This is a genomic window from Leifsonia sp. GW821-FHT13C05 (assembly GCF_058806515.1).
The window spans coordinates 788635-810512 of the sequence record NZ_JBXAPT010000001.1 but is presented as its reverse complement, the minus strand read 5'-3'; the positions used below and the strand labels follow the sequence as shown (position 1 = coordinate 810512).

General features: G+C 70.0%; 14 protein-coding genes. 10 read left to right on the top strand and 4 right to left on the bottom strand.

From position 1 onward, the window contains the following. Positions 1-23 precede the first annotated feature (23 nt). A complete protein-coding gene (locus tag AC1ROC_RS03935; protein WP_085368547.1) occupies positions 24-809 on the top strand; it encodes an SDR family oxidoreductase in 786 nt (261 codons plus the stop codon). Here AC1ROC_RS03935 and glgB read toward each other — a convergent pair. Both glgB and AC1ROC_RS03925 read right to left on the bottom strand, forming a co-directional pair. Then, on the bottom strand, positions 790-3000 hold the full coding sequence (gene glgB, locus AC1ROC_RS03930; protein ID WP_492998236.1) for a 1,4-alpha-glucan branching protein GlgB: 2211 nt from the start codon (positions 2998-3000) through the stop codon (positions 790-792). The genes AC1ROC_RS03935 and glgB overlap by 20 nt on opposite strands. Continuing rightward, entirely contained in the window at positions 3000-5078 is a 2079-nt protein-coding gene (locus tag AC1ROC_RS03925) for an alpha-1,4-glucan--maltose-1-phosphate maltosyltransferase (protein WP_373270187.1), read from the bottom strand. Before AC1ROC_RS03925 ends, glgB begins: the two co-directional genes overlap by 1 nt. A gap of 56 nt (positions 5079-5134) precedes the next feature. Here AC1ROC_RS03925 and glgP point away from each other — a divergent pair, with 56 nt between their 5' ends. Next, complete coding sequence (gene glgP, locus AC1ROC_RS03920; protein ID WP_492998234.1) at positions 5135-7708, top strand: alpha-glucan family phosphorylase; 2574 nt, start codon at positions 5135-5137, stop codon at positions 7706-7708. 3 nt (positions 7709-7711) lie between these two features. Here glgP and ybaK read toward each other — a convergent pair whose 3' ends face one another. Then, positions 7712-8182: a Cys-tRNA(Pro) deacylase gene (ybaK, locus tag AC1ROC_RS03915; RefSeq protein ID WP_492998232.1), complete on the bottom strand. Its 471-nt coding sequence runs from the start codon at positions 8180-8182 to the stop codon at positions 7712-7714. A gap of 29 nt (positions 8183-8211) precedes the next feature. Further along, positions 8212-10329, bottom strand: a complete 2118-nt coding sequence (glgX, locus tag AC1ROC_RS03910) for a glycogen debranching protein GlgX (RefSeq protein WP_492998229.1) — start codon at positions 10327-10329, stop codon at positions 8212-8214. 52 nt (positions 10330-10381) lie between these two features. Between glgX and AC1ROC_RS03905 the strand changes: the two genes are divergently transcribed. The 8 genes from AC1ROC_RS03905 (at position 10382) to gatB (ending at position 21797) form a co-directional block, all read left to right on the top strand. After that, a complete protein-coding gene (locus tag AC1ROC_RS03905) occupies positions 10382-11575 on the top strand; it encodes a cysteine desulfurase family protein (RefSeq protein WP_492998227.1) in 1194 nt (397 codons plus the stop codon). Positions 11576-11653: 78 nt separating this feature from the next. Next, positions 11654-12757, top strand: a complete 1104-nt coding sequence (gene mnmA, locus AC1ROC_RS03900) for a tRNA 2-thiouridine(34) synthase MnmA (protein ID WP_434948425.1) — start codon at positions 11654-11656, stop codon at positions 12755-12757. Between the two features lie 56 nt (positions 12758-12813). Next, the gene (gene ligA / locus AC1ROC_RS03895) at positions 12814-15129 is read left to right on the top strand and encodes an NAD-dependent DNA ligase LigA (protein WP_492998225.1); all 2316 of its coding nucleotides are present in this window, start codon (positions 12814-12816) and stop codon (positions 15127-15129) included. A 173-nt stretch (positions 15130-15302) separates the two neighbouring features. Beyond that, a complete protein-coding gene (locus tag AC1ROC_RS03890; RefSeq protein ID WP_492998223.1) occupies positions 15303-16613 on the top strand; it encodes an alpha/beta hydrolase in 1311 nt (436 codons plus the stop codon). A 39-nt stretch (positions 16614-16652) separates the two neighbouring features. Next, positions 16653-18401: an alkaline phosphatase family protein gene (locus AC1ROC_RS03885; protein ID WP_492998221.1), complete on the top strand. Its 1749-nt coding sequence runs from the start codon at positions 16653-16655 to the stop codon at positions 18399-18401. A gap of 37 nt (positions 18402-18438) precedes the next feature. Then, the gene (gatC, locus tag AC1ROC_RS03880) at positions 18439-18735 is read left to right on the top strand and encodes an Asp-tRNA(Asn)/Glu-tRNA(Gln) amidotransferase subunit GatC (RefSeq protein ID WP_085368538.1); all 297 of its coding nucleotides are present in this window, start codon (positions 18439-18441) and stop codon (positions 18733-18735) included. A gap of 9 nt (positions 18736-18744) precedes the next feature. Next, the gene (gatA, locus tag AC1ROC_RS03875) at positions 18745-20292 is read left to right on the top strand and encodes an Asp-tRNA(Asn)/Glu-tRNA(Gln) amidotransferase subunit GatA (RefSeq protein WP_434948428.1); all 1548 of its coding nucleotides are present in this window, start codon (positions 18745-18747) and stop codon (positions 20290-20292) included. Further along, positions 20292-21797, top strand: coding sequence for an Asp-tRNA(Asn)/Glu-tRNA(Gln) amidotransferase subunit GatB (gatB, locus tag AC1ROC_RS03870; protein WP_085368536.1), 1506 nt, complete (start codon positions 20292-20294; stop codon positions 21795-21797). The genes gatA and gatB overlap by 1 nt, the downstream gene beginning before the upstream one ends. Positions 21798-21878 lie beyond the last annotated feature (81 nt).

The window sequence follows — 21878 nt, the reverse complement described above, 5'->3', positions numbered from 1 at the left end:
TCGATCTGCCGGGAGGCCCCTGCATGGCCCGCGTTCTCGTCGTCGGAGGAACCGGCCTCGCCGGTCGCGCCGTCACCAATGAAGCCGTGGGCCGTGGCCACGACGTGATCGTCGCCTCCCGCCGGGTGCCGGACGACGACAGCGAGCAGTATGTGCTCGGCGCCGTGTACGAAACGGCCGACGTCGTCTCCGGAGACGGGCTCGAAGCGGTGCTCGAGGGCGTCGACGTGCTGGTGGACACCACCAACGGCTCCGGCAGAACCGCCGCCCACGTCTTCGCCCACGGCTCGCAGAACCTATTGCACACCGCGGCCCGGTTCGGCGTGCACCAGGCCGTGCTGCTGTCCATCGTGAACGTCGATCAGTCCGGGTACAGCTACTACCGCGCCAAGGCCGCGCAGGAGCGCGTCTACCGGGAGTCTCCGCTCAGCACCCGCATCCTGCGCACGACGCAGTTCCACGACTTCGTGTCGTCGATCTTCGCGCGGGGGAAGGCGGGCGTCATCCCGGCTCCGTCGAAGACCAGCTTCCAGCCGATCGCGGTCACCGATGTCGCCCGGCTGCTGGTTGACGCCGTTGACGGCCAGGGCGAGGAGGATTCCACGCTCACGGTCGGCGGTCCGAAGGTCGAGACCACGAGGGAGCTCGCGGAGCAGTGGAAGGCGGCCACCGGCGCGCGCGGCGCGATCGTGCCCGTGCGGCTCGGCGGTCAGCTCGGCACGTTCCTCCGGGCGGGCAGCAACCTGGTTCCGGATGCTGCCCTGCCCGGCATCGACTACGCCACCTGGCTCAGCTCGAACGCGGCTTGAGCCACAGGGCGCCGAGCGGGGGAAGCGTGACCAGCGCGGACGCCGGGCGTCCTGCCCACGGCTCGTCCACCGCATCCACCGCCCCGAGGTTGCCGACTCCGGACCCGCCGAACGCCTCGGCGTCCGTGTTCAGCAGCTCCTCCCACTGACCGGCGAACGGCAGTGCGACGCGGTAGCCCGTGTGCGGCGCGCCGGAGAAGTTCATCACGACGGCGATCGGTGAGCCGTCCGCATCCTTGCGCAGGAACGACACGACGTTGCCCGCCGCGTCCGAGCCGTCGATCCACTCGAAGCCGGCCGGATCGTTGTCGAGCGCCCAGAGCGCGGGGGTGGCCTTGTAGACGGCGTTCAGCTGGGCCACCAGGTCCCAGAGGCCGCGGTGCGACGGCTGGTCGAGGATCCACCAGTCGAGGCCGCGCTCCTCGCTCCACTCCGACGGCTGCCCGAACTCCTGGCCCATGAACAGCAACTGCTTGCCGGGGTGCGCCCACATGAACGCGAGGAATGCCCGCACGTTCGCGAGCTGCTGCCAGTGGTCGCCCGGCATCTTGCCGAGCAGCGAGCCCTTGCCGTGCACGACCTCGTCGTGGCTGATCGGCAGGAGGAAGTTCTCGCTGAACGCGTAGACGAACGAGAAGGTGATCTCGCTGTGGTGGTAGCTGCGGTACATCGGGTCCTCCTCGATGTACTGCAGCGCGTCGTGCATCCAGCCCATGTTCCACTTGAGGCCGAAGCCGAGGCCGCCGGAGGAGGTCGGCTGGGTGACGCCCGGCCAGCTGGTGGACTCCTCGGCGATCATCACCGTGCCCGGATTCCGCTTGTACGAGGTGGCCGTGACCTCCTGCAGGAAGCTGATCGCCTCCAGGTTCTCCCGGCCGCCGTGGATGTTCGGCAGCCATTCGCCGTCAGCGCGGGAGTAGTCGAGGTAGAGCATCGAGGCGACGGCGTCGACCCGCAGGCCGTCGACGTGGAACTCCTCCAGCCAGTAGAGCGCGTTCGCGACGAGGAAGTTGCGCACCTGCGAGTTGCCGAAGTCGAAGACGTACGTGCCCCAGTCCTTCTGCTCGCCGCGGCGCGGGTCGGAGTGCTCGTAGAGCGCCTGCCCGTCAAACCGGGCCAGCGCCCAGTCGTCCTTCGGGAAGTGGCCGGGCACCCAGTCCATGATCACGCCGAACCCGGCCTGGTGCAGCCGGTCGATCAGGTAGCGCAGGTCGTCGGGGGAGCCGAACCTGCTGGTCGGCGCGTAGTACCCGGTGACCTGGTATCCCCACGATCCGCCGAAGGGATGCTCGGCGAGCGGCAGGAACTCGACGTGCGTGTAGCCGAGGGCGCCGACGTAATCGATCAGCTGGTCGGCGGCCTCCCGGTAGCCGAGGCCCGGCCGCCAGCTGCCGAAGTGCAGCTCGTAGATGCTCATCGGGCCGGAGTGGGCGTCGTGGGAGGAGCGGTCGCGCATCCACTGGTCGTCGCCCCAGACGTGCTCGGAGGCAGTGACGACCGAGGCGGTGGCCGGGGGAGTCTCCGCCTGCCTGGCCATCGGGTCCGCCTTGCGCACCCACGCGCCGTTCTGGCCGAGCAGGTCGAACTTGTAGATCGCGCCGGCGCCGATGCCGGGGAGGAAGATCTCCCAGACGCCGGAGGAGCCCATGCTGCGCAGGGAGTGGCGTTCGCCGTCCCAGTCGTTGAAGTCGCCGACCACCCGCACGGCGCGGGCGTGCGGCGCCCAGACGGTGAACGCCGTGCCGTGCACGCCGTCGATCTCGCGGAGGTGCGCTCCGAGAGCCGTCCACAGCTGCTCGTGCCTGCCCTCGGCGATGAGGTGGATGTCCAGCTCGCCGATGGTGGGCGCGAATCGGTACGGGTCCTCTGCGTCCCAGACGCTGCCGTCCGGGTAGCGGGCCTCGATCGTGTACGTGTCGGCTCCGACGATGTCGATGCCCTGCCAGACGCCGTGGGCGACGTGCGCGAGCTCGATGTGCGCACCGGTCGACAGCACGGCGGTCACCTCGCTGGCGAGCGGGCGCAGCGTCCGGATGACCGTGATGGGGTCGGCGACGCCCGGCGCGCTGACCGCGTGCTGGCCGAGGATGGCATGCGGGTCGTGGTAGCTGCCGGTGGCGACGGCGAGGAGCAGCCCGTCGTCGAGGGTGGGGAGCTCAACGGCTGCCGCGCCTTCGGGGATGGGACTCATCAGGAACCTGCCTTCACGGTAAGGATGTGCACGGGCTCGGTGAACGCGTCGAGCCGGACGTAGTCGTCGGCCCCCCAGGTCCATTTCGCACCCGTGACGATGTCTTTGACCTCGAACAGGGCGCCGGGCTCGACGCCGAACGCGGCGACGTCGAGGTGCACCATCGTCTCGCGCACCGAGTGCGGGTCGACGTTCGCCACGACGATGACCGCATCCGGTTTGCCGCTGCGGGTGAACTCGCCGGCCAGATATTTGGAGTAGACGAGGATCGAGTCGTCGTCGCTGGCGTGCACCCGCAGGTTGCGCAGCTGGCGGAGCGCCGGATGCTCGCTGCGCGCCCGGTTGAGCATGGTCAGGTACGGCGCGAGCGACTGGCCGAGGGTCTGCGCCCTGCCGTAGTCGCGCGGGCGGTACTCGTACTTCTCGTTGTCGATGTACTCCTCCGCGCCGGCGCGGGCGACGTTCTCGTACAGCTCGAAGCCGGAGTAGACGCCCCAGGTCGGCGCGGCCGTCGCCGCGATGGCCGCGCGCACCTTGAACGCGGCCGGGCCGCCGAACTGCAGGTACTCGGTGAGGATGTCCGGGGTGTTGACGAACAGGTTGGGGCGCAGGAAGTCCGCCGTCTCTGTAGCGAGGCCGGTGAGGAACTCCTCCAGCTCCTCCTTCGTGTTGCGCCAGGTGAAGTAGGTGTACGACTGCTGGAAGCCCGCCTTGGCGAGCGTGTGCAGGATCGCGGGGCGGGTGAACGCCTCGGCGAGGAAGACCACATCCGGGTCGGTGGCGTTGACCGTGCGGATCAGCCACTCCCAGAACGCCAGCGGCTTGGTGTGCGGGTTGTCGACGCGGAAGATGCGGACGCCGAGCGACATCCAGTAGCGGACGATGCGCAGGATTTCCTCGCGCAGGCCCTCCGGGTCGTTGTCGAAGTTGATCGGGTAGATGTCCTGGTACTTCTTCGGCGGGTTCTCGGCGTACGCGATCGTGCCGTCCGGCAGGGTCGTGAACCACTCGGGATGCTCGGTGACCCACGGGTGGTCCGGTGCGGCCTGCAGCGCGAGGTCGAGCGCGACCTCGAGCCCGGCCTGCTTGGCCTTGCCGACGAAGTAGACGAAGTCCTTCTCCGTGCCGAGGTCGGGGTGGATGGCGTCGTGGCCGCCCTCCGCCGAGCCGATGGCCCAGGGCGAACCAGGGTCGTTGGGTCCCGCATCCAACGTGTTGTTCGGCCCCTTGCGGAACGTCCGCCCGATCGGGTGGATCGGCGGCAGGTAGACGACGTCGAAGCCCATCGCGGCGACCTCCGGCAGGCGCTTCGCCGCCGAGCGGAACGTGCCGGACTTCCAGGTGCCGTCCGGCTGCTTCTTCGCGCCCTCGGAGCGCGGAAAGAACTCGTACCAGCTGCCGACGCCTGCGCGGGTGCGCTCCACCTGCACGCCGCGCGTCGCGGAGAGGGTGGGCAGGTCGACGACGGGGCGCACGGTGAGGATCCCGGCGACGCGCGGCTCGATGGCGGCGGCGAACCGTTCGTCCACTGTCTTGGTGGTGTCCGCGACGACCTTGGCGGTCTCGGTGAGGTGGCGGCGCTCCGCCGTGCTGCGGCGCTTGTCCGTCGCCGCGCGGGTGAGCAGCTCGTGCCCGATGGTCAGCATCAGCTCGGTGTCGATGCCGGCCGGGATCTTGACCTCCGCGTTGTGCCGCCAGGTGGCGTACTCGTCGGCGTACGCCTGCACGCGGTACTTCCAGAGGCCCTCCGTCTCCAGCTGGACGAGCACCTCCCAGCGGTCGGTGCCCGGGTCGACGGGGTGCATCCTGTGCTCGGTCTGCACGCCGTTCGGGTCGAGCAGGAGCAGGTCGACGCCGATCTGGTCGTGGCCCTCCCTGAACGCCGTGGCCCGGAACGGGATCACCTCCCCGCTGAACGCCGCCGCCGGCCAGAGGCCGTCGTCCACCTGGGGGGAGAGCCCCAGGATCGGGATGCGCCCCAGCAGGGGAACGTAGTCGGTCTGCGCCGGTGCGCCGCCGTCCGCAGGGGATGCAGGCTGTCCGGCCGATACTGTTTTGGTCGCTGCACTCTTTGCCACACCCCGACCGTACACGCATTAACGTGCCGGACATCAGGCTCCCCTAGAGTGGCAGCGTGAAGGCTATCCGAAGGTTCACCGTCCGTGCCGTCCTGCCAGAGAATCTCTCTGCTCTCGAAGAGATTGCAGGCAATTTACGCTGGTCCTGGCATGAGCCGACCCGCCAGCTGTTCGCGAGGATCGCGCCCGAGTTGTGGCAGCAGGTGGGCCACGATCCGATCGCGCTGCTCGGCGCCGTCGAGCCTGCTCGGCTCGCCGAACTCGCCGCCGACCAGGGCTACGTCGACTGGGCCTCCCACATCCGGGAGGACCTGCGTGCATACCTGAGCGAGCCGCGCTGGTACCAGTCGCTCGACGACTCGGCGCCCCACTCCATCGCGTACTTCTCCCCGGAGTTCGGGATCGCCGCCGCCCTGCCGCAGTACTCGGGCGGCCTCGGCATCCTCGCCGGCGACCACCTCAAGGCCGCGAGCGACCTCGGCGTGCCGCTCGTCGGCGTCGGCCTCTTCTACCGCTCCGGATACTTCGCCCAGGCGATCACGCCGGACGGATGGCAGCTGGAGAGCTACCCGGTGCTCGACCCGGACGGCCTTCCGCTGTCCGTCCTGCGCAACCCGGACGGCACCCCGGTGCAGATCACGCTCGCGCTCCCGGACGGTGTGCTGCACGCTCGCGTCTGGCAGGTCGCCGTCGGACGCGTGACGCTGCTGCTGCTCGACACGGACATCCCGGACAACGAGGAGCGGCTGCGCTCGGTGACCGACCGCCTGTACGGCGGAGGAGGGGAGCACCGCCTGCTGCAGGAGCTGCTGCTCGGCATCGGTGGCGTGCGCGCCGTCAAGGCGTGGAACGACCTGACCGGGACCCCGGCCGCCGAGGTGTTCCACACCAACGAGGGCCACGCGGGGTTCCTCGGCCTGGAGCGCATCTCCGACCTGATCGGTGAGGGCCTCACCTTCGACGAGGCACTGCAGGTGGTGCGTGCGGGAACGGTGTTCACCACGCACACCCCGGTCCCCGCCGGCATCGACCGGTTCGACACCCCTCTTGTCCAGCGCTACTTCTCCACCGACCTCCTGCCCGGCGTCGACCCGCAGCAGGTGCTCTCCCTCGGTGCCGAGGACTACCCGGGCGGCTCGCCGGACGTGTTCAACATGGCCGTGATGGGCCTCCGGCTCGGCCAGCACGCCAACGGCGTCTCGCGGCTGCACGGCGAGGTCAGCAGGCAGATGTTCAACGGGCTCTACCCGGGGTTCGACGCGCAGGAGGTGCCGATCGACTCGGTCACCAACGGCGTGCACGCCCCCACCTGGACGGACCCGATGCTGCTCGCGCTCGCCGAGGAACGCCTCGGCACCGACGACACCACCGCAGCGGACTGGGCCAACGGCCAGGCCGTCACCGACCTCGACCTGTGGTCGGTGCGCACCAGGATGCGCGAGCAGCTGGTGGAGGACGCCCGGCGCCGCCTGCAGGCCGCGTGGGAGTCGCAGAACCCGGGTGGCATCGCCCCGGCCTGGATGGACGAGCTGCTCGACCCGTCCGTGCTCACCATCGGGTTCGCCCGGCGCGTCCCGACGTACAAGCGCCTCACGCTGATGCTGCACAGCCCGGAGCGGCTGCGGTCGATCCTGCTGAACGCCGACCGGCCGGTGCAGATCGTGATCGCCGGCAAGTCGCATCCGGCGGACGACGAGGGCAAGCGCCTCATTCAGAAGCTGGTGCAGTTCGCCTCGGAGCCCGACATCCGCACCCGCATGGTGTTCCTGCCCGACTACGACATCGGGATGGCGCAGCTGCTCTACCCCGGCACGGACATCTGGCTGAACAACCCGCTGCGCCCGCTGGAGGCGTGCGGCACCTCCGGGATGAAGGCGGCGCTGAACGGCGCACTCAACCTCTCCATCCTGGACGGCTGGTGGAACGAGTTCTACGACGGGGAGAACGGCTGGGCGATCCCGTCCGCCGACGCGGCGGGAGACGGGGCGGAGCGCGACGCGCTCGAAGCCGAGGCGCTCTACGACCTGATCGAGCACCAGATCGCCCCGCGGTTCTACGACCGCAACAGCGACGGCGTGCCCGAGAGGTGGGTCGGCCAGATCCGGCACACCCTCTCCACGCTGTCGCCCGAGCTGAGCGCGGGCAGGATGGTGCGGGAGTACGTCACCCGCCTCTACGTTCCCGCCACCACGTTCGAGCGCAGGCTCACCGAAGACGGCTTCGCCGCCGCCCGCAGCCTCGCCGCCTGGAAGTCACGTGTCCGCGCAGCCTGGCCGGGCGTCACGGTCGCCCACGTCGACGCCGGAGGCGTGGATGCTGTGCCGCAGGTCGGCGACGAGCTGCACGTGCGCGCACTGGTCCACCTGGGCGGGCTGAGCCCCGACGATGTTGAGGTGCAGCTGGTCTACGGCCGCAGCCACGAGGGCGACGACCTGACCGACGTTCGCCACGAGGCGCTCGCTGTCGACGAAGCGGAGCCGGGCGTCGACGACCCGACCGTGGCGCGCGAGTACCGCGGAACGGTCGAGCTCGACCACGCAGGCGGTTTCGGTTACACGGTGCGCGTCGTGCCGCGCAACCCGCTGCTGATCTCCGATGCGGAGCTGGGGCTGGTGGCGGTCGCGAGCTGACCGTCAGGCGGCGATGGCCGCGATGTCTCCGGCGGTGACGGCGAGGAGGTCGGTGGGGGAGAGCTCCACGTCCATCCCGCGCTTGCCGCCGGAGACGAACACCGTGTCCCAGAGCTGGGCCGTCTCGTCCAGCACCGTGCGGAGCCTGGTCTTCTGCCCGATCGGGCTGATGCCGCCGACCACGTAGCCGGTCTTGCGTTCGGCGACGGCCGGATCGGCCATCGTCGCGCGCTTGGCGCCGACGGCAGCGGCGAGCGCCTTGAGGTCGAGCATCCCGGTCACCGGCACCACGCCGACCACGAGGCCGAGCTCGGTGTCGGCGAGCAGCGTCTTGAACACGCGGTCGGGTTCGACGCCGAGCGCCTCCGCGGCTTCCAGGCCGTACGAGGCGGCCGCCGGGTCGTGTTCGTACGCGTGCACCGTGAACGGGATGCCGGCCGCCGTCAGCGCGACGGTCGCCGGGGTGCCTGCCATTCTCCCGGACGGCGACTTCGCCTTCGCCACTACGCCGTTGCCTCCGCTGCCTCGGCCGGGTGCTGCTGGACGGCCGTTTCCGACGGCTCCAGCCGCGGGCCGTTTGCACGGAACAGCTGCATCGACGCGCCTCCCACCAGCCGGGTGGCGCCGGGAGCGAGCGTCTCGTGCTCCTCGTCGATCGGCACCTCCGTCGCGCTGTCCCAGAGCAGCCGGTACGAGTCGACGCCCGGTGCGACGGGCAGCCGCACCTCCACGTCGTCCTCGACGCCGTGCACGATCAGCAGGATGCGGTTGAACTCCTCCTGGTCGGGCGTCGACGCCGCCAGGTACTGCAGCGTGCGGTTCTCCGGCGAGTTCCAGTCCTCGTCGTCCATCAGCGCGCCGGACGCGTCGAACCAGTCCATGTGGCTGGCGTTCTTGGTGGACTGACCGAACACCGCGTACTTGCTCGGACGGAGCGCGGGGTTGTCCCTGCGGAGTTCGAGCAGCCGCCGGGTGGTGTCGTACATTTCGCGCTGCTCGCGGGTGCGCAGCCAGCTCAGCCAGGTGAGCTCGCTGTCCTGGCAGTACGCGTTGTTGTTGCCGCGCTGGCTGCGACCGAACTCGTCGCCGGAGGTGATCATCGGCACGCCGGCGGACAGCAGCAGGGTGCCCATCAGGTTCCTGATCGCCTTGTGCCGGTCGAGGAGGACCGCCTCGTCGGTCGTCACGCCCTCGATGCCGTGGTTGAACGACCGGTTGTTGTCCGTGCCGTCCCGATTGTTCTCGCCGTTGCCGAGGTTGTGCTTCACGTCATACGCGGTCAGATCCGCCATCGTGAACCCGTCGTGCGCCGTCACGAAGTTCACGGACGCCAGTGGTCCGCGCTCCGGCGAGAAGGTGTTCGACGACCCGGCGAGCCTGGTGGCGAAGCCGCCGATGCCGACCGGAGGGTTCCCGTTCCTCCTCGCCTCCGCGATGTCGGCGAGCCAGAAGTTCCGCACCCTGTCGCGGTAGCGGTCGTTCCACTCCGACCAGCCGGCCGGGAAGTTCCCCGTCTGCCAGCCGCCCATGCCCACATCCCACGGCTCGGCGATCAGCTTCACGTCGGCGAGCGCCGGATCGCTGAGCACGCTCTGCAGCAGGGGATGCTCCGGGCTGTACTGCACGTCCGCCCCGCGCCCCAGCGTCGCGGCCAGGTCGAACCGGAACCCGTCGATCTGCATCTCGTTCGCCCAGTAGCGCAGCGAATCCTGCACCAGCCGGATGGGGACCGGATGCCCGAAGTTCAGGGTGTTCCCGCATCCGGTCACGTCGATGTACGCGCCGGTCTCGTCCTGCCGGTAGTAGGTGGCGTTGTCGATGCCGCGGAAGCTGGTGCGCGGACCGCCCAGCCCCTCCTCGGCCGTGTGGTTGTAGACCACGTCGAGGATGACCTCGAGCCCGGCTTGGTGCAGCAGCTTGACCATGCCCTTGAACTCGGCGAGCACCGCATCCGGACCGGCCGCCTGCGCAGCGCGCGACGCATACGGGGCGTGCGGGGAGAAGAAGTTGAGGGTGTTGTATCCCCAGTAGTTGGTGAGCCCCTGCTGCAGCAGCCGCTGCTCGGAGACGAACGCCTGCACGGGGAGCAGTTCGACGGCGGTGACGTCCAGATCCTTCAGATAGCCGATGGTCGACTCGTGCGCGAGGCCGGCGTACGTTCCGCGCAGCTCCTCCGGCACATCGGGGTTGAGCTTGCTGATGCCCTTCACGTGCGCCTCGTAGACCACGGTGTGATCCAGCGGGATGTTCGGCTTGCGCACGTCCCCCCAGTCGAAGCCGTCCGCCACGACCGTGCCGCGCCACCCGTCGGAGCCCACCCGCACCAGCCCCCGGGCATACGGGTCGAGCAGCATCGTCTCCGGATTGAACACGTTGGTGGGAGACGCTGGGCCGGACACCCGGATGGCGTACCGGGCGCCAACGGCCAGCGACCGCGACCTGCCCACCCAGACGTTGTTCGCATCCTTGGTCATCGGCACGGTCTTCACCAGCCAGTTCGGGTCCTTCGCGTCGAACAGGCACAGCTCCATGCCGTCGGCGTGCTCGGACCACACCCGCAGCTCGCCGCCGTGAGTGCCGACGCGGACGCCGAGGTTGCGCAGAGGATCAGCGGGGCTCATGCGATCTACAGTAGTGAATAGCCGACGAGCCGATCTGAGCGAAGGAGGGCCGGTGCCTGTCTACCTCGACCACGCGGCCACCACGCCGATGCGGCCGGACGCCATCGCCGCATACGCGGAGGCGATGGGCGTCGTCGGCAACCCCTCGTCCATCCACAGCCAGGGCCAGCAGGCCAAGCGGATGCTCGAAGAGGCCAGAGAGACCGTCGCCGCCACCCTCGGCTGCGACCCGATCGAAGTGGTCTTCACCTCGGGAGGCACCGAGGCGATCAACCTCGCGATCAAAGGACTGTACTGGCAGCGCAACACCGGCGCCCACCGGCCGCGCATCCTCGCGCCGGGAGGAGAGCACCACGCCACGATCGACACGATCGACTGGCTGCAGAACGCCGAGGGCGCACAGGCGGACTGGCTGCCCCTGGACGCTGGCGGCCGCATCCGGCTCGACGCCGCCCGGGATGCGCTCGCCGCACGCGCAGACGAGACGGCGCTGCTCACCGTCCTCTCCGTCAACAACGAGGTCGGAACCATCCAGCCCGTCGAGGAACTGGCGGCGCTCGCCGCGGCGGCCGGCGTGCCGGCGCACATCGACGCGGTGGCGGCGTACGGGCACCTGCCGATCGACTTCTCCTCGCTCGGCGTCGCGGCGCTCAGCGTGTCGGCGCACAAGATCGGCGGGCCGGTCGGCATCGGCGCGCTCGTGCTCTCCCGCAGCGCGAGCGTCGTGCCTCTGGTGCACGGCGGCGGCCAGCAGCGGCAGGTGCGCAGCGGCACTCAGGATGTGGCGGCTGCGGTGTCGTTCGCCGTGGCGGCGCGCGCGGCGGCCGCCGAGCTGGCGGAGGAGAGCGCGCGGCTGACCGCGTTGCGGGACCGGCTGATCCACGGTGTGCGGGCTGCCGTGCCCGAGGCGCGGCTGAGCGGGCCGGACCCGGAGAGCGGCGAGAGGGTCGCCTCGAACGCCCACTTCACCTTCCCCGGCGCCCAGGGCGACTCGCTGCTGTTCCTGCTCGACCTCGCCGGGGTCTCCGTCTCGACCGGCTCGGCCTGCCAGGCGGGCATCCCGGAGCCGTCGCACGTGCTGCTCGCGATGGGCCGCAGCGAGGACGACGCCCGCAGCGCGCTCCGCTTCACGATCGGCCGCACCACCACGGACGCCGACGTGGATGCGCTGCTCGCCGCCCTCCCGTCCGCGTACGCCCAGGCGTCCCGGGCCGGGCTGGCCACCCGCGCCTCCCGGCTCGCCTGACGCGTTCGGCTGCCGCGCTCTCTGGTGCGCCCGTCCGGCCCGGCGACCGCATCCAGGGTGGGCGCGTACAATCGCCGGGTGAAGATTTTGGCAGCGATGAGCGGCGGGGTGGACTCTGCGGTGGCGGCGGCACGCGCCGTGGACGCCGGGCACGAGGTGGTGGGCGTGCACCTGGCGCTCAGCAGGATGCCGGGCACGCTGCGCACCGGCAGCCGCGGCTGCTGCACGATCGAGGACTCGATGGATGCGCAGCGCGCGGCCAACATCATCGGCATCCCGTACTACGTGTGGGACTTCTCCGAGCGCTTCAAGCTCGACGTGGTCGACGACTTCATCGCGGAGTACAGCGCGGGCCGCACGCCCAACCCGTGCATGCGCTGCAACGAGAAGATCAAGTTCGCCGCGCTGCTCGAGAAGGCGCTCGACCTCGGCTTCGACGCGGTCTGCACCGGCCACTACGCCACGATCCTGACCGACGACGACGGCAACCGCGAGCTGCACAGGGCGAGCGCGTGGGCCAAGGACCAGTCGTACGTGCTCGGCGTGCTCACCTCCGAGCAGCTCGCACACGCGATGTTCCCGCTCGGAGCCACGCCGTCGAAGGCCGAGGTGCGCGCCGAGGCGGCGGAGCGCGGATTCAGCGTCGCCACCAAGCCGGACTCGCACGACATCTGCTTCATCCCGGACGGAGACACCCGCGGCTGGCTCGCCGACCGCGTCGGCGCCGAGACCGGCGACATCCTCGACAGAGAGGGCAACCGGCTGGGCAGCCACGATGGCGCCCACGCGTTCACGGTCGGCCAGCGGAAGGGCCTCAACATCGGCTACCCGTCGGACGACGGGAAGCCCCGCTTCGTGCTCGAGGTGCGCCCCAAGGACAACACGGTCGTCGTCGGCCCGAAGGAGGCGCTCGACATCGCCGAGATCGCCGGCTCCCGGTTCACCTGGGCCGGCCGCGCTCCGGAGGACGCCGGCGAGGAGTTCGCGTGCGACGTGCAGATCCGCGCGCACGCCGACCCTGTGTCCGCTGTGGCCGTGGTGCGCGACGGAGAGCTCGTGATCCGCCCGGACGTGCCGCTCAACGGCGTCGCGCCCGGGCAGACGGCCGTGGTCTACGTCGGCACGCGCGTGCTCGGCCAGACCACCATCGACCGCACGGTCTCCGCCGTCCCCGTCGGCTAGGCGCCGAGGGGCGCGCCCCCGCTTGGACGTCGGTGGTGGTGAATAAGCTGTCTGTCGTGGCAGACGACACCAGCACGCACGACGACATCGACAGCAGCACGGCGCAGAGCGACACGGACGCCCGCGCCGAGGCCGCGGAGCTGACCACGCGCATCCTGGAGCTGCGGGATGCGTACTACGAGCGCGACACCGTGCTCGTCAGCGACCAGGACTACGACCGCATGATCCAGCGGCTCGAAGAGCTGGAGCGTCTGCATCCCGAGCTGCAGAGCCAGGACAGCCCCACCCAGACCGTCGGCGGTCGCGCGCAGACCACGCTGTTCGCGCCGGTCGAGCACGCCGAGCGCATGCTCAGCCTCGACAACGTCTTCTCGATCGAGGAGTTCGAGGCGTGGGCGGCCAAGGTGGAGCGCGACGCAGGGCGCCGGGTTCACTACCTCAGCGAGCTCAAAATCGACGGCCTCGCGATCAACCTGCGCTACGAGTACGGCACGCTGGTGAGCGCCGCGACCCGCGGCGACGGCGTCGTCGGCGAAGACGTCACCGAGAACATCCGGTACATCCCGGCCATCCCGGCGAAGCTGTCCGGCACGGGCCACCCTTCGCTGGTGGAGGTGCGCGGTGAGGTGTTCTTCCCCGTCGCCGAATTCGAGGCTCTGAACGCCGCCCAGCTGGAGCAGGGCGAGAAGGTCTTCGCCAACGCGCGCAACGCGGCCAGCGGGTCGCTGCGCCAGAAGGCGGAGAACAAGAACCAGGCCCAGCTCGCGCTCATGCACAACAGGCTGGTGCGACTGCACATGCTCGTGCACGGCATCGGAGCGTGGGCCAACCCGCCGGTGGCCAGCCAGTCCGAGGTCTACGACCTGCTGAAGGAGTGGGGCCTGCCCACCTCGTCGCACTACCGGGTGTTCGACGACGCGCACAAGGTCGCCGAGTTCATCGAATACTTCGGCGAGCACCGCGCGAGCGTCGAGCACGAGATCGACGGCATCGTGGTGAAGGTCGACGAGCTGGCGCTGCACGACGAGCTGGGAGCCACCAGCCGTGCGCCGCGCTGGGCCATCGCCTACAAATACCCGCCGGAGCAGGTCAACACCAAGCTGCTCGACATCGTCGTGAGCGTCGGCCGGACAGGGCGTGCGACGCCGTTCGCCGTCATGGAGAAGGTGAAGGTGGCCGGTTCGGAGGTGCGCCAGGCCACGCTGCACAACCAGGATGTGGTCAAGGCCAAGGGCGTGCTCATCGGCGACACCGTCGTGCTGCGCAAGGCGGGCGACGTGATCCCCGAGGTCCTCGGCCCGGTGGTCGAGCTGCGCGACGGCACGGAGCGCGAGTTCGTCATGCCGGAGAACTGCCCGGAGTGCGGCACGAAGCTCGCCCCGGCGAAGGAGGGCGACATCGACCTCCGGTGCCCCAACTCGGAGTTCTGCCCAGCGCAGGTGCGCGGGCGCGTCGAGCACATCGGGTCGCGCGGGGCGCTCGACATCGAGGCGCTCGGAGAGGTGGCAGCGGCCGCCCTCACCCAGCCGCTGCACCCGCCGACACCACCGCTCCCCACCGAGGCCGGACTGTTCGGCCTGCGGATGGAAGACATCTTCCCTGTCGAGGTCGTCGTGCGCGACTCGGAGACCGGGCTGCCCAAGCTCACCGACTCCGGCGCGGAGAAGACGGACACCCCGTTCCGCCGCCGCCGGCAGAAGAAGGACGGCGCGTACGACCCGGACGCCACCGAGTTCGGCGGAGACGAAGACCACGTGCCGTCGAAGAACGCGGTCGAGCTGCTGGCCAACCTGGCCGCGGCGCGCGTGAAGCCGCTCTGGCGCATCCTGGTCGCCCTGAACATCCGGCACGTCGGTCCGGTCGCCGCCCGGGCACTCGCCAACCACTTCGGGTCGCTGGATGCGATCCGCACCGCCACCAGGGACGACTTGGCCGCGGTCGACGGCGTCGGCGGGATCATCGCCGACGCGGTGCTCGCCTGGTTCGAGGTGGACTGGCACCGCGAGATCGTCGAGCGCTGGGCCGCGGACGGCGTGCAGTTCGCGACGCCGGGGCATCCCGGTCCTGGTGCAGCGGCGGAGGCGGGCGGCGTGCTCGCCGGGCTGACCGTCGTCGCCACCGGCTCGCTGGAGGGCTACACGCGTGAGGGCGCCCAGGAGGCGATCATCGCCGCCGGCGGCAAGGCAGCATCCAGCGTGTCGAAGAACACCGATTTCGTCGCTGCCGGACCGGGCGCAGGGTCGAAGCTCGCGAAAGCGGAGGCGCTTGGGCTGCGCATCCTCGACGCGGAGCAGTTCCGGATTCTTGTCGAGCTTGGGCCGTCTGCTCTGGACGATTCGGGCGATTCGGAGGCCGTAGACGAGCAATCCTGAGCCAGGACTGGTCCGTCTACGCCTGAACAGGGGGTAGAATGACCGGCCTGACGCGATCGCGCTACCGATAGCATCGAAGAGTGCGCTCGCCCGGGGCGCACTGCAAGGGCTTAGCTCGTCGCTCTCGGAGGGACCCGGACGGAGTGCTGGTCGGCTTTGCAGCTGTTATCGCCATGACCTCGGTCGCCACAGGGCTGACCGGGGTTTCCGTCGCGCCCGCAGATCTCCCTCCGATCGCGGCATACAGCTACAGCGCCTCCTCGTACGACACGGTCGTCGCCGATGCTCCCTCCGGCAGCGGGACGTCGGCCGTCGCGCCGGGATCGCTGCTCGGCTCCATCGCCGGGCTGAGCGCCGCCGCGGTGCCCGGCTTCGTCAGCGCGCACAAGGCCGACCTCGACCGGATGCTCGTCACGCCGCCGCGCGCCGGTGACGTCTCCGCGGTCTGGCGCCTGCTCGACCCCGTCAAGCAGGCGGCGCTCGTCGCCGAGGCCCCGCACGTGATCGGCAACCTGGAAGGCATCCCGTACTCGGTCCGTGGCAAGGCGAACGCGATCGACCTCAGCCGCACGATCGCCTCGACCACGAAGCGACTGACCACCGAGAACGGCAAGGCCGTGCGCTTGGAGCTGGAGCGCAGGCTCACCACGCTGGACAACGTGAAGAAGGCCCTCACCGTCAAGGACGGCGTGAAGCGCACCCTGGTCAACCTCGACACCTCCGACGACGCCAGAGCGTCGATCGTCGTCGGCGACCTGTCGACCGCGCGCTACGTGAGCGTGCTGGTGCCCGGCATGTACATGTCGGTGGGGGAGCAGATCGTCGACTGGGCCAAGGTCGCGCAGAATCTTCACGACGAGCAGACCGCGTTCCTGCACAGACTCCTCGGGCCGCGTTCCTCCGGCGGGGCGCCGGGCGTCGCCGTGGTCGCCTGGATCGGCTACCAGACGCCCGTGCTCACCAACATCGGCGGGATGCAGCTCGCCGAAGAGGGCGCGGACAGCCTGGAGCGCACCCTGGTCGGCATCCAGGAGCTGCGGAAGGAGAACCCGCCGTACCTGAGCGTGCTCGCGCACTCCTACGGGTCGACGGCCGCGCTACTCGCCCTCCAGCGGCACACGGTGACGGTGGATGCGCTGGCGCTGATGGGCTCGCCGGGCAGCGACGCGCAGTCGGTGCAGCAGCTGAGCGTGCGCGGCGGCAACGTGTTCGTCGGCCAGGCCGACCTCGACCCGGTCGTGCACAGCGCGTTCTTCGGAAGCGACCCGGGCTCCGCGTCCTACGGCGCGCAGCGGATGGATGTGGGAGGAGCTGTCGACCCGATCACCGGCAAGAGCCTCAGCGGCTCGTCCGGCCACAACGAGTACTTCACGGCCGGCACGGAGTGCATGCGCAACCTCGCCATGATCGGCATCGACCAGGGCCGCCTGGTGATCAGCGGGACGGGATCGTCCGGCGGCGTCGTGACCGCCTCGGCGCGCTGACCCTGGACGGCCGCTCTGCTGCGCGCATAATGGGAGGCGATGCAGCCGGATGACGACGAGCGCGACGCGGGCCAGCCCGCTCCGTCCCGGCGTGCCTTCCTGAAGACGGCGGGGATCGCGGGGATCGGTGCGGCCGTCGGCGGCGTCGCCGGTGGGGCGATCGGTGCATCGGTCGCGTCGCATCCCGCCCAGGAGGTCGAGCACGAGACCGGCGAGGAGTACCCGCCGCTTCCCGTGCCGGACAAGCCGGGCTTCGAGCACCTGATCGTGCTCATGTACGAGAACCGGTCGTTCGACAACCTGCTCGGCTACCTCTACGACGAGAAGAACCTCCCGGCGGGGAAGAGGTTCGACGGCCTCGCGTTCGGCGAGTACAGCAATCCGGACCCGGCAGGAGGCGTCGTCGCGGCGCATCCGTACGAGGGCACCACCGACTTCGTGATGCGGCAGCCGTCTCCCGACCCCGGCGAGGCGTACCCGCACGTCAATACGCAGCTGTTCGGCACCGTCGACCCGGCCACGAACGCGACGGCGCGCGAGCGCGAGATGCTGCCGCCGTTCAACGCTCCGCCCGCCGGCACGGAGGCGCGGATGAAGGGGTTCGTGCAGGACTACGTCGGCGAGCTCCGCAAAGACCTGAAGCGCGCCCCCGTCCCCGAGGAGTACCGCACGGTGATGGGCTCGTTCACGCCGGACATGCTTCCCGTGTTCTCCACTCTGGCCAAGCAGTTCGCCGTCTACGACGACTGGCACTGCGCCGTTCCGTCCCAGACCTTCTGCAACCGCTCGTTCTTCCACGCGTCCACCTCGCACGGCTACGTCACCAACGGAGGTAAGGGCGGGCTGAAGAAGTGGTTCGACGCCGCCAACGACTCCCCGACCATCTTCAACAGGCTCGAAGAGGCCGGGATCAGCTGGCGGGTCTACTTCGACGACCGTCAGATCATCTCGCTCACCGGCTTCATCCACGCTCCGGTGCTCGAGCCGTACTGGCACAGCAACTTCCGTACGATGACCGACTTCTACCGGGATGTGGAGGAGGGCACCCTGCCCGCGTACGCGTTCGTGGAGCCGCGGCTGCTCTACGACCACAACGACATGCATCCACCCGGCGGCCCGATGACCGAGGAGAACGTCGACGGCCAGATCATCGTGGGCGGCGCCATCTCCGACGTGCGTGCGGGCGACCTGCTGCTGCACCGGGTGTACAGCGCCGTGCGGTCGTCGCGCAGCGCGAAGGGCTCCAACGCGCTGAACACGATGCTGCTCGTCACCTTCGACGAGCACGGAGGCACGTACGACCACGCCGTCCCCGGTCCGGCGACGCCCCCGGACGGCTCGGGGCCGGGCGAGATGGGGTTCACGTTCGACCGGCTCGGCGTCCGCGTTCCCACCATCGCGATCTCGGCGTACACGCAGCGCGGCACGATCATCAACGAGGAGATGCACCACGCCGCCGTGGTCAGCACGCTCGTGAAGAAGCACAAGCTCAAGCACCTGACCGATAGGGACAGGGGAGCGGCGACGATCGACAACGCCGTCAACAGGTCGACGCCGAGACAGCCGGGCACCTGGCCGGACACGCATCCGCAGTTCCTCCCGGCCAACCCGGAGCAGCAGGCGCCGGCGCCCGGCGACGACGACCGGCCGCTCAGCCCGCCCGGCATCGGCCTCGTCGGACTGCTGCAGGCGCGCTACGGGCTGCCGGAGGAGGAGACGCCCCGCACATACAAGGAGGCGTACGACGCGGTGACCCGTCTGGGAACGGGACTCTTCGGCGCGCAATAGAATTGGTGAGTCCACCCACGAGTCACCACGGAGACGCATGTCCGAAATCAGTGCAGAGCAGGTCGCGCACCTGGCGAACCTCGCCAGGATCGACCTCAGCCAGGAAGAGATCGCGAGCCTGACCAGCGAGCTCGGCCAGATCGTCGAAGCGGTCGCGAAGGTCACAGAGGTGGCCGGACCGGACGTCCCTGCCACCAGCCACCCGCTGCCGCTCACCAACGTCTTCCGCGACGACGATGTGCGGCCGTCTCTGACCGTTGAGCAGGCGCTCTCCGGCGCCCCCGACCGCGACGGAGACAAGTTCAAGGTCGCCGCCATCCTGGACGAAGAGTAGGACGCACGAATGACAGACCTGACCAGGCTCTCCGCCGCCGCCCTCTCCGACCTGCTCTCCGCAGGAGACGTGTCGAGCGTCGAGGCCACCCGCGCCCACCTCGACCGCATCGAGGCCGTGGATGCCGACGTCCACGCGTTCCTGCACGTCGCGGGGGAGAAGGCGCTCGCCACCGCCGCCGCGATCGACGCGCGCCGCGCATCCGGTGAGAAGCTGTCGGCACTCGCCGGCGTTCCCATCGCCATCAAAGACGTGCTCGCCACCAACGACATGCCGTCGACCTCCGGATCGAAGATTCTCGAGGGCTGGCTGCCTCCGTACGACGCGACCGTCGTGCGCAAGCTGCGCGAGGCCGACCTCGTGCCGCTCGGCAAGACCAACATGGACGAGTTCGCGATGGGCTCGTCGACGGAGCACTCCGCATACGGGCCCACCCGCAACCCGTGGGACCTGGAGCGCATCCCCGGTGGCTCGGGCGGTGGCTCGGCCGCTGCGGTCGCCGCGTTCGAGGCTCCGCTCGCGCTCGGGTCGGACACCGGAGGGTCGATCCGCCAGCCCGCAGCCGTCACCGGCTCGGTGGGCGTCAAGCCGACGTACGGCGGCGTCAGCCGGTACGGCGCCATCGCGCTCGCCAGCTCGCTCGACCAGGTCGGCCCCGTCTCCCGCACCGTGCTCGACGCCGGTCTGCTGCACGACGTGATCGGCGGGCACGACCCGCTCGACTCCACGTCGCTCAGCGACACCTGGCCGTCGATGGCGGACGCCGCGCGCGCCGGACTCGTCGACGGAGCCCTGCGGGGCATCCGCGTCGGCGTCATCAAGGAGATCTCCGGCGAGGGCTACCAGGCGGGCGTCAAGCAGCGCTTCGACGAGGCGCTCGCGCTGCTCGAATCGGCCGGTGCGGAGATCGTCGAGGTCAGCGCCCCCAGCTTCGAGTACGCGGTCGCCGCGTACTACCTCATCCTCCCCGCGGAGGCGTCCAGCAACCTGGCCCGCTTCGACTCCGTGCGGTTCGGTCTGCGCACCAACCCGGCGGAGGGACCCGTCACGGTCGAGCGCGTCATGTCCGCCACCCGCGACGCCGGGTTCGGCCCGGAGGTCAAGCGCCGCATCATCCTCGGCACGTACGCCCTGAGCGCCGGATACTACGACGCGTACTACGGCAGCGCCCAGAAGGTGCGCACGCTCATCCAGCGCGACTTCTCCTCCGCCTTCGAGAAGGTGGATGTGCTGGTCAGCCCGAGCGCGCCGACCACGGCGTTCAAGTTCGGCGAGAAACTCGCAGACCCGATGGCGATGTACCTCAACGACATCACCACCATCCCGGCCAACCTGGCCGGCGTGCCGGGCATGGGCCTGCCGATCGGCCTCGCGCCGGAGGACGGCCTGCCCGTCGGGCTGCAGCTGATGACGCCGGCGCGTGCCGACGCCAGGCTGTACACGATCGGCGCAGCGCTCGAGCAGCTCCTGGAGCAGAAGTGGGGTCGCACCCTGCTGAGCCAGGCGCCCGACCTGAGCGCCACCGAGATGTTCGCGAGCGAAGAGGGAGCCGTCTGATGGCCAAAGCAGAACTGATGGACTACGACAAGGCTCTCGAACTGTTCGAGCCGGTGCTCGGCTTCGAGGTGCACGTCGAGCTGAACACCAAGACGAAGATGTTCTGCGGCTGCGCGAACGAGTTCGGCTCCGGTGCCAACACGAACACCTGCCCCACCTGCCTGGGCCTCCCCGGCGGTCTGCCGCAGGTGAACAAGAAGGCCATCGAGTCGAGCATCCGGCTGGGCCTCGCCCTCGGCTGCGAGATCGCGGAGTCGAGCAGGTTCGCCAGGAAGAACTACTTCTACCCGGACACGGCCAAGAACTTCCAGACCTCGCAGTACGACGAGCCGATCGCCTTCGAGGGCGCGGTCACCATCGAGCTGGAGTCCGGCCGGACGATCACGGTCGACATCGAGCGCGCGCACATGGAGGAGGACGCCGGGAAGCTGACGCACGTCGGCGGGGCGACCGGACGCATCCAGGGCGCGGACTACTCGCTGGTCGACTACAACCGCGGCGGTGTCCCGCTGGTGGAGATCGTCACCAAGATGATCGAGGGAGCGGAGCACGACGCCCCGGAGATCGGGCGCGTCTACGTGCACACGATCCGCGACATCGTGAAGGCGCTCGGCGTCTCCAACGCCAGGATGGAAGAGGGCAACGTGCGCTGCGACGCGAACGTGTCCTTGCGTCCTCGCGGCTCCGGAAAGCTCGGAACCCGCACGGAGACCAAGAACGTCAACTCGCTGCGCTCGGTCGAGCGTGCGGTGCGCTACGAGATCCAGCGCCAGGCCGCGATCCTCGCGGCCGGCGGCACGATCGTCCAGGAGACCAGGCACTGGCACGAGGACACCGGCACCACGAGTGCGGGTCGCCCGAAGTCCGACGCGGACGACTACCGCTACTTCCCCGAGCCCGACCTGGTGCCCGTCGCCCCGGCGCGCGAGTGGGTCGACGAGCTGCGCGGCACCCTGCCGGAGCAGCCGTCGCTGCGCCGCAAGCGCCTGATCGAGGCGTGGGGCTTCACGCAGCTGGAGTTCCAGGACATCGCGAACGCCGACCTCCTCGACGAGGTCGAGGCGACCATCGCCGCCGGGGCCACCCCGGCCGCCGCGCGTAAGTGGTGGTCCGGCGAGATCGCCCGACTGGCGAACGCGCAGGGCGTTCCGGCCGGCACGCTCGTGAGCCCGGGGCACGTCGCAGAGCTGGCCGGCCTCGTCGAGGCGGGAACGCTCACCGACCGTCTCGCCCGCCAGGTGCTCGAAGGCGTCATCGCCGGCGAGGGCTCGCCGCAGCAGGTCGTGGATGCGCGCGGCCTCGCGGTCGTGTCGGACGACGGAGCGCTCATCGCCGCCATCGACGAGGCGCTGGCCGCGCAGCCGGACGTGCTGGCCAAGATCCGCGACGGCAAGGTCCAGGCCGCCGGCGCCGTGATCGGCGCCGTGATGAAGGCCATGAAGGGCCAGGCGGACGCCGCCCGCGTGCGCGAGCTCGTGCTCGAGCGCGCTGGCTCCGCCGAGTAGCACCTTCTCGACTCCGCCCGAGCGGAGAACCCAGCCGATCCGGCCCGGTTCTCCGCTCGGGCGGAGTGCTGCGCGGCGAGT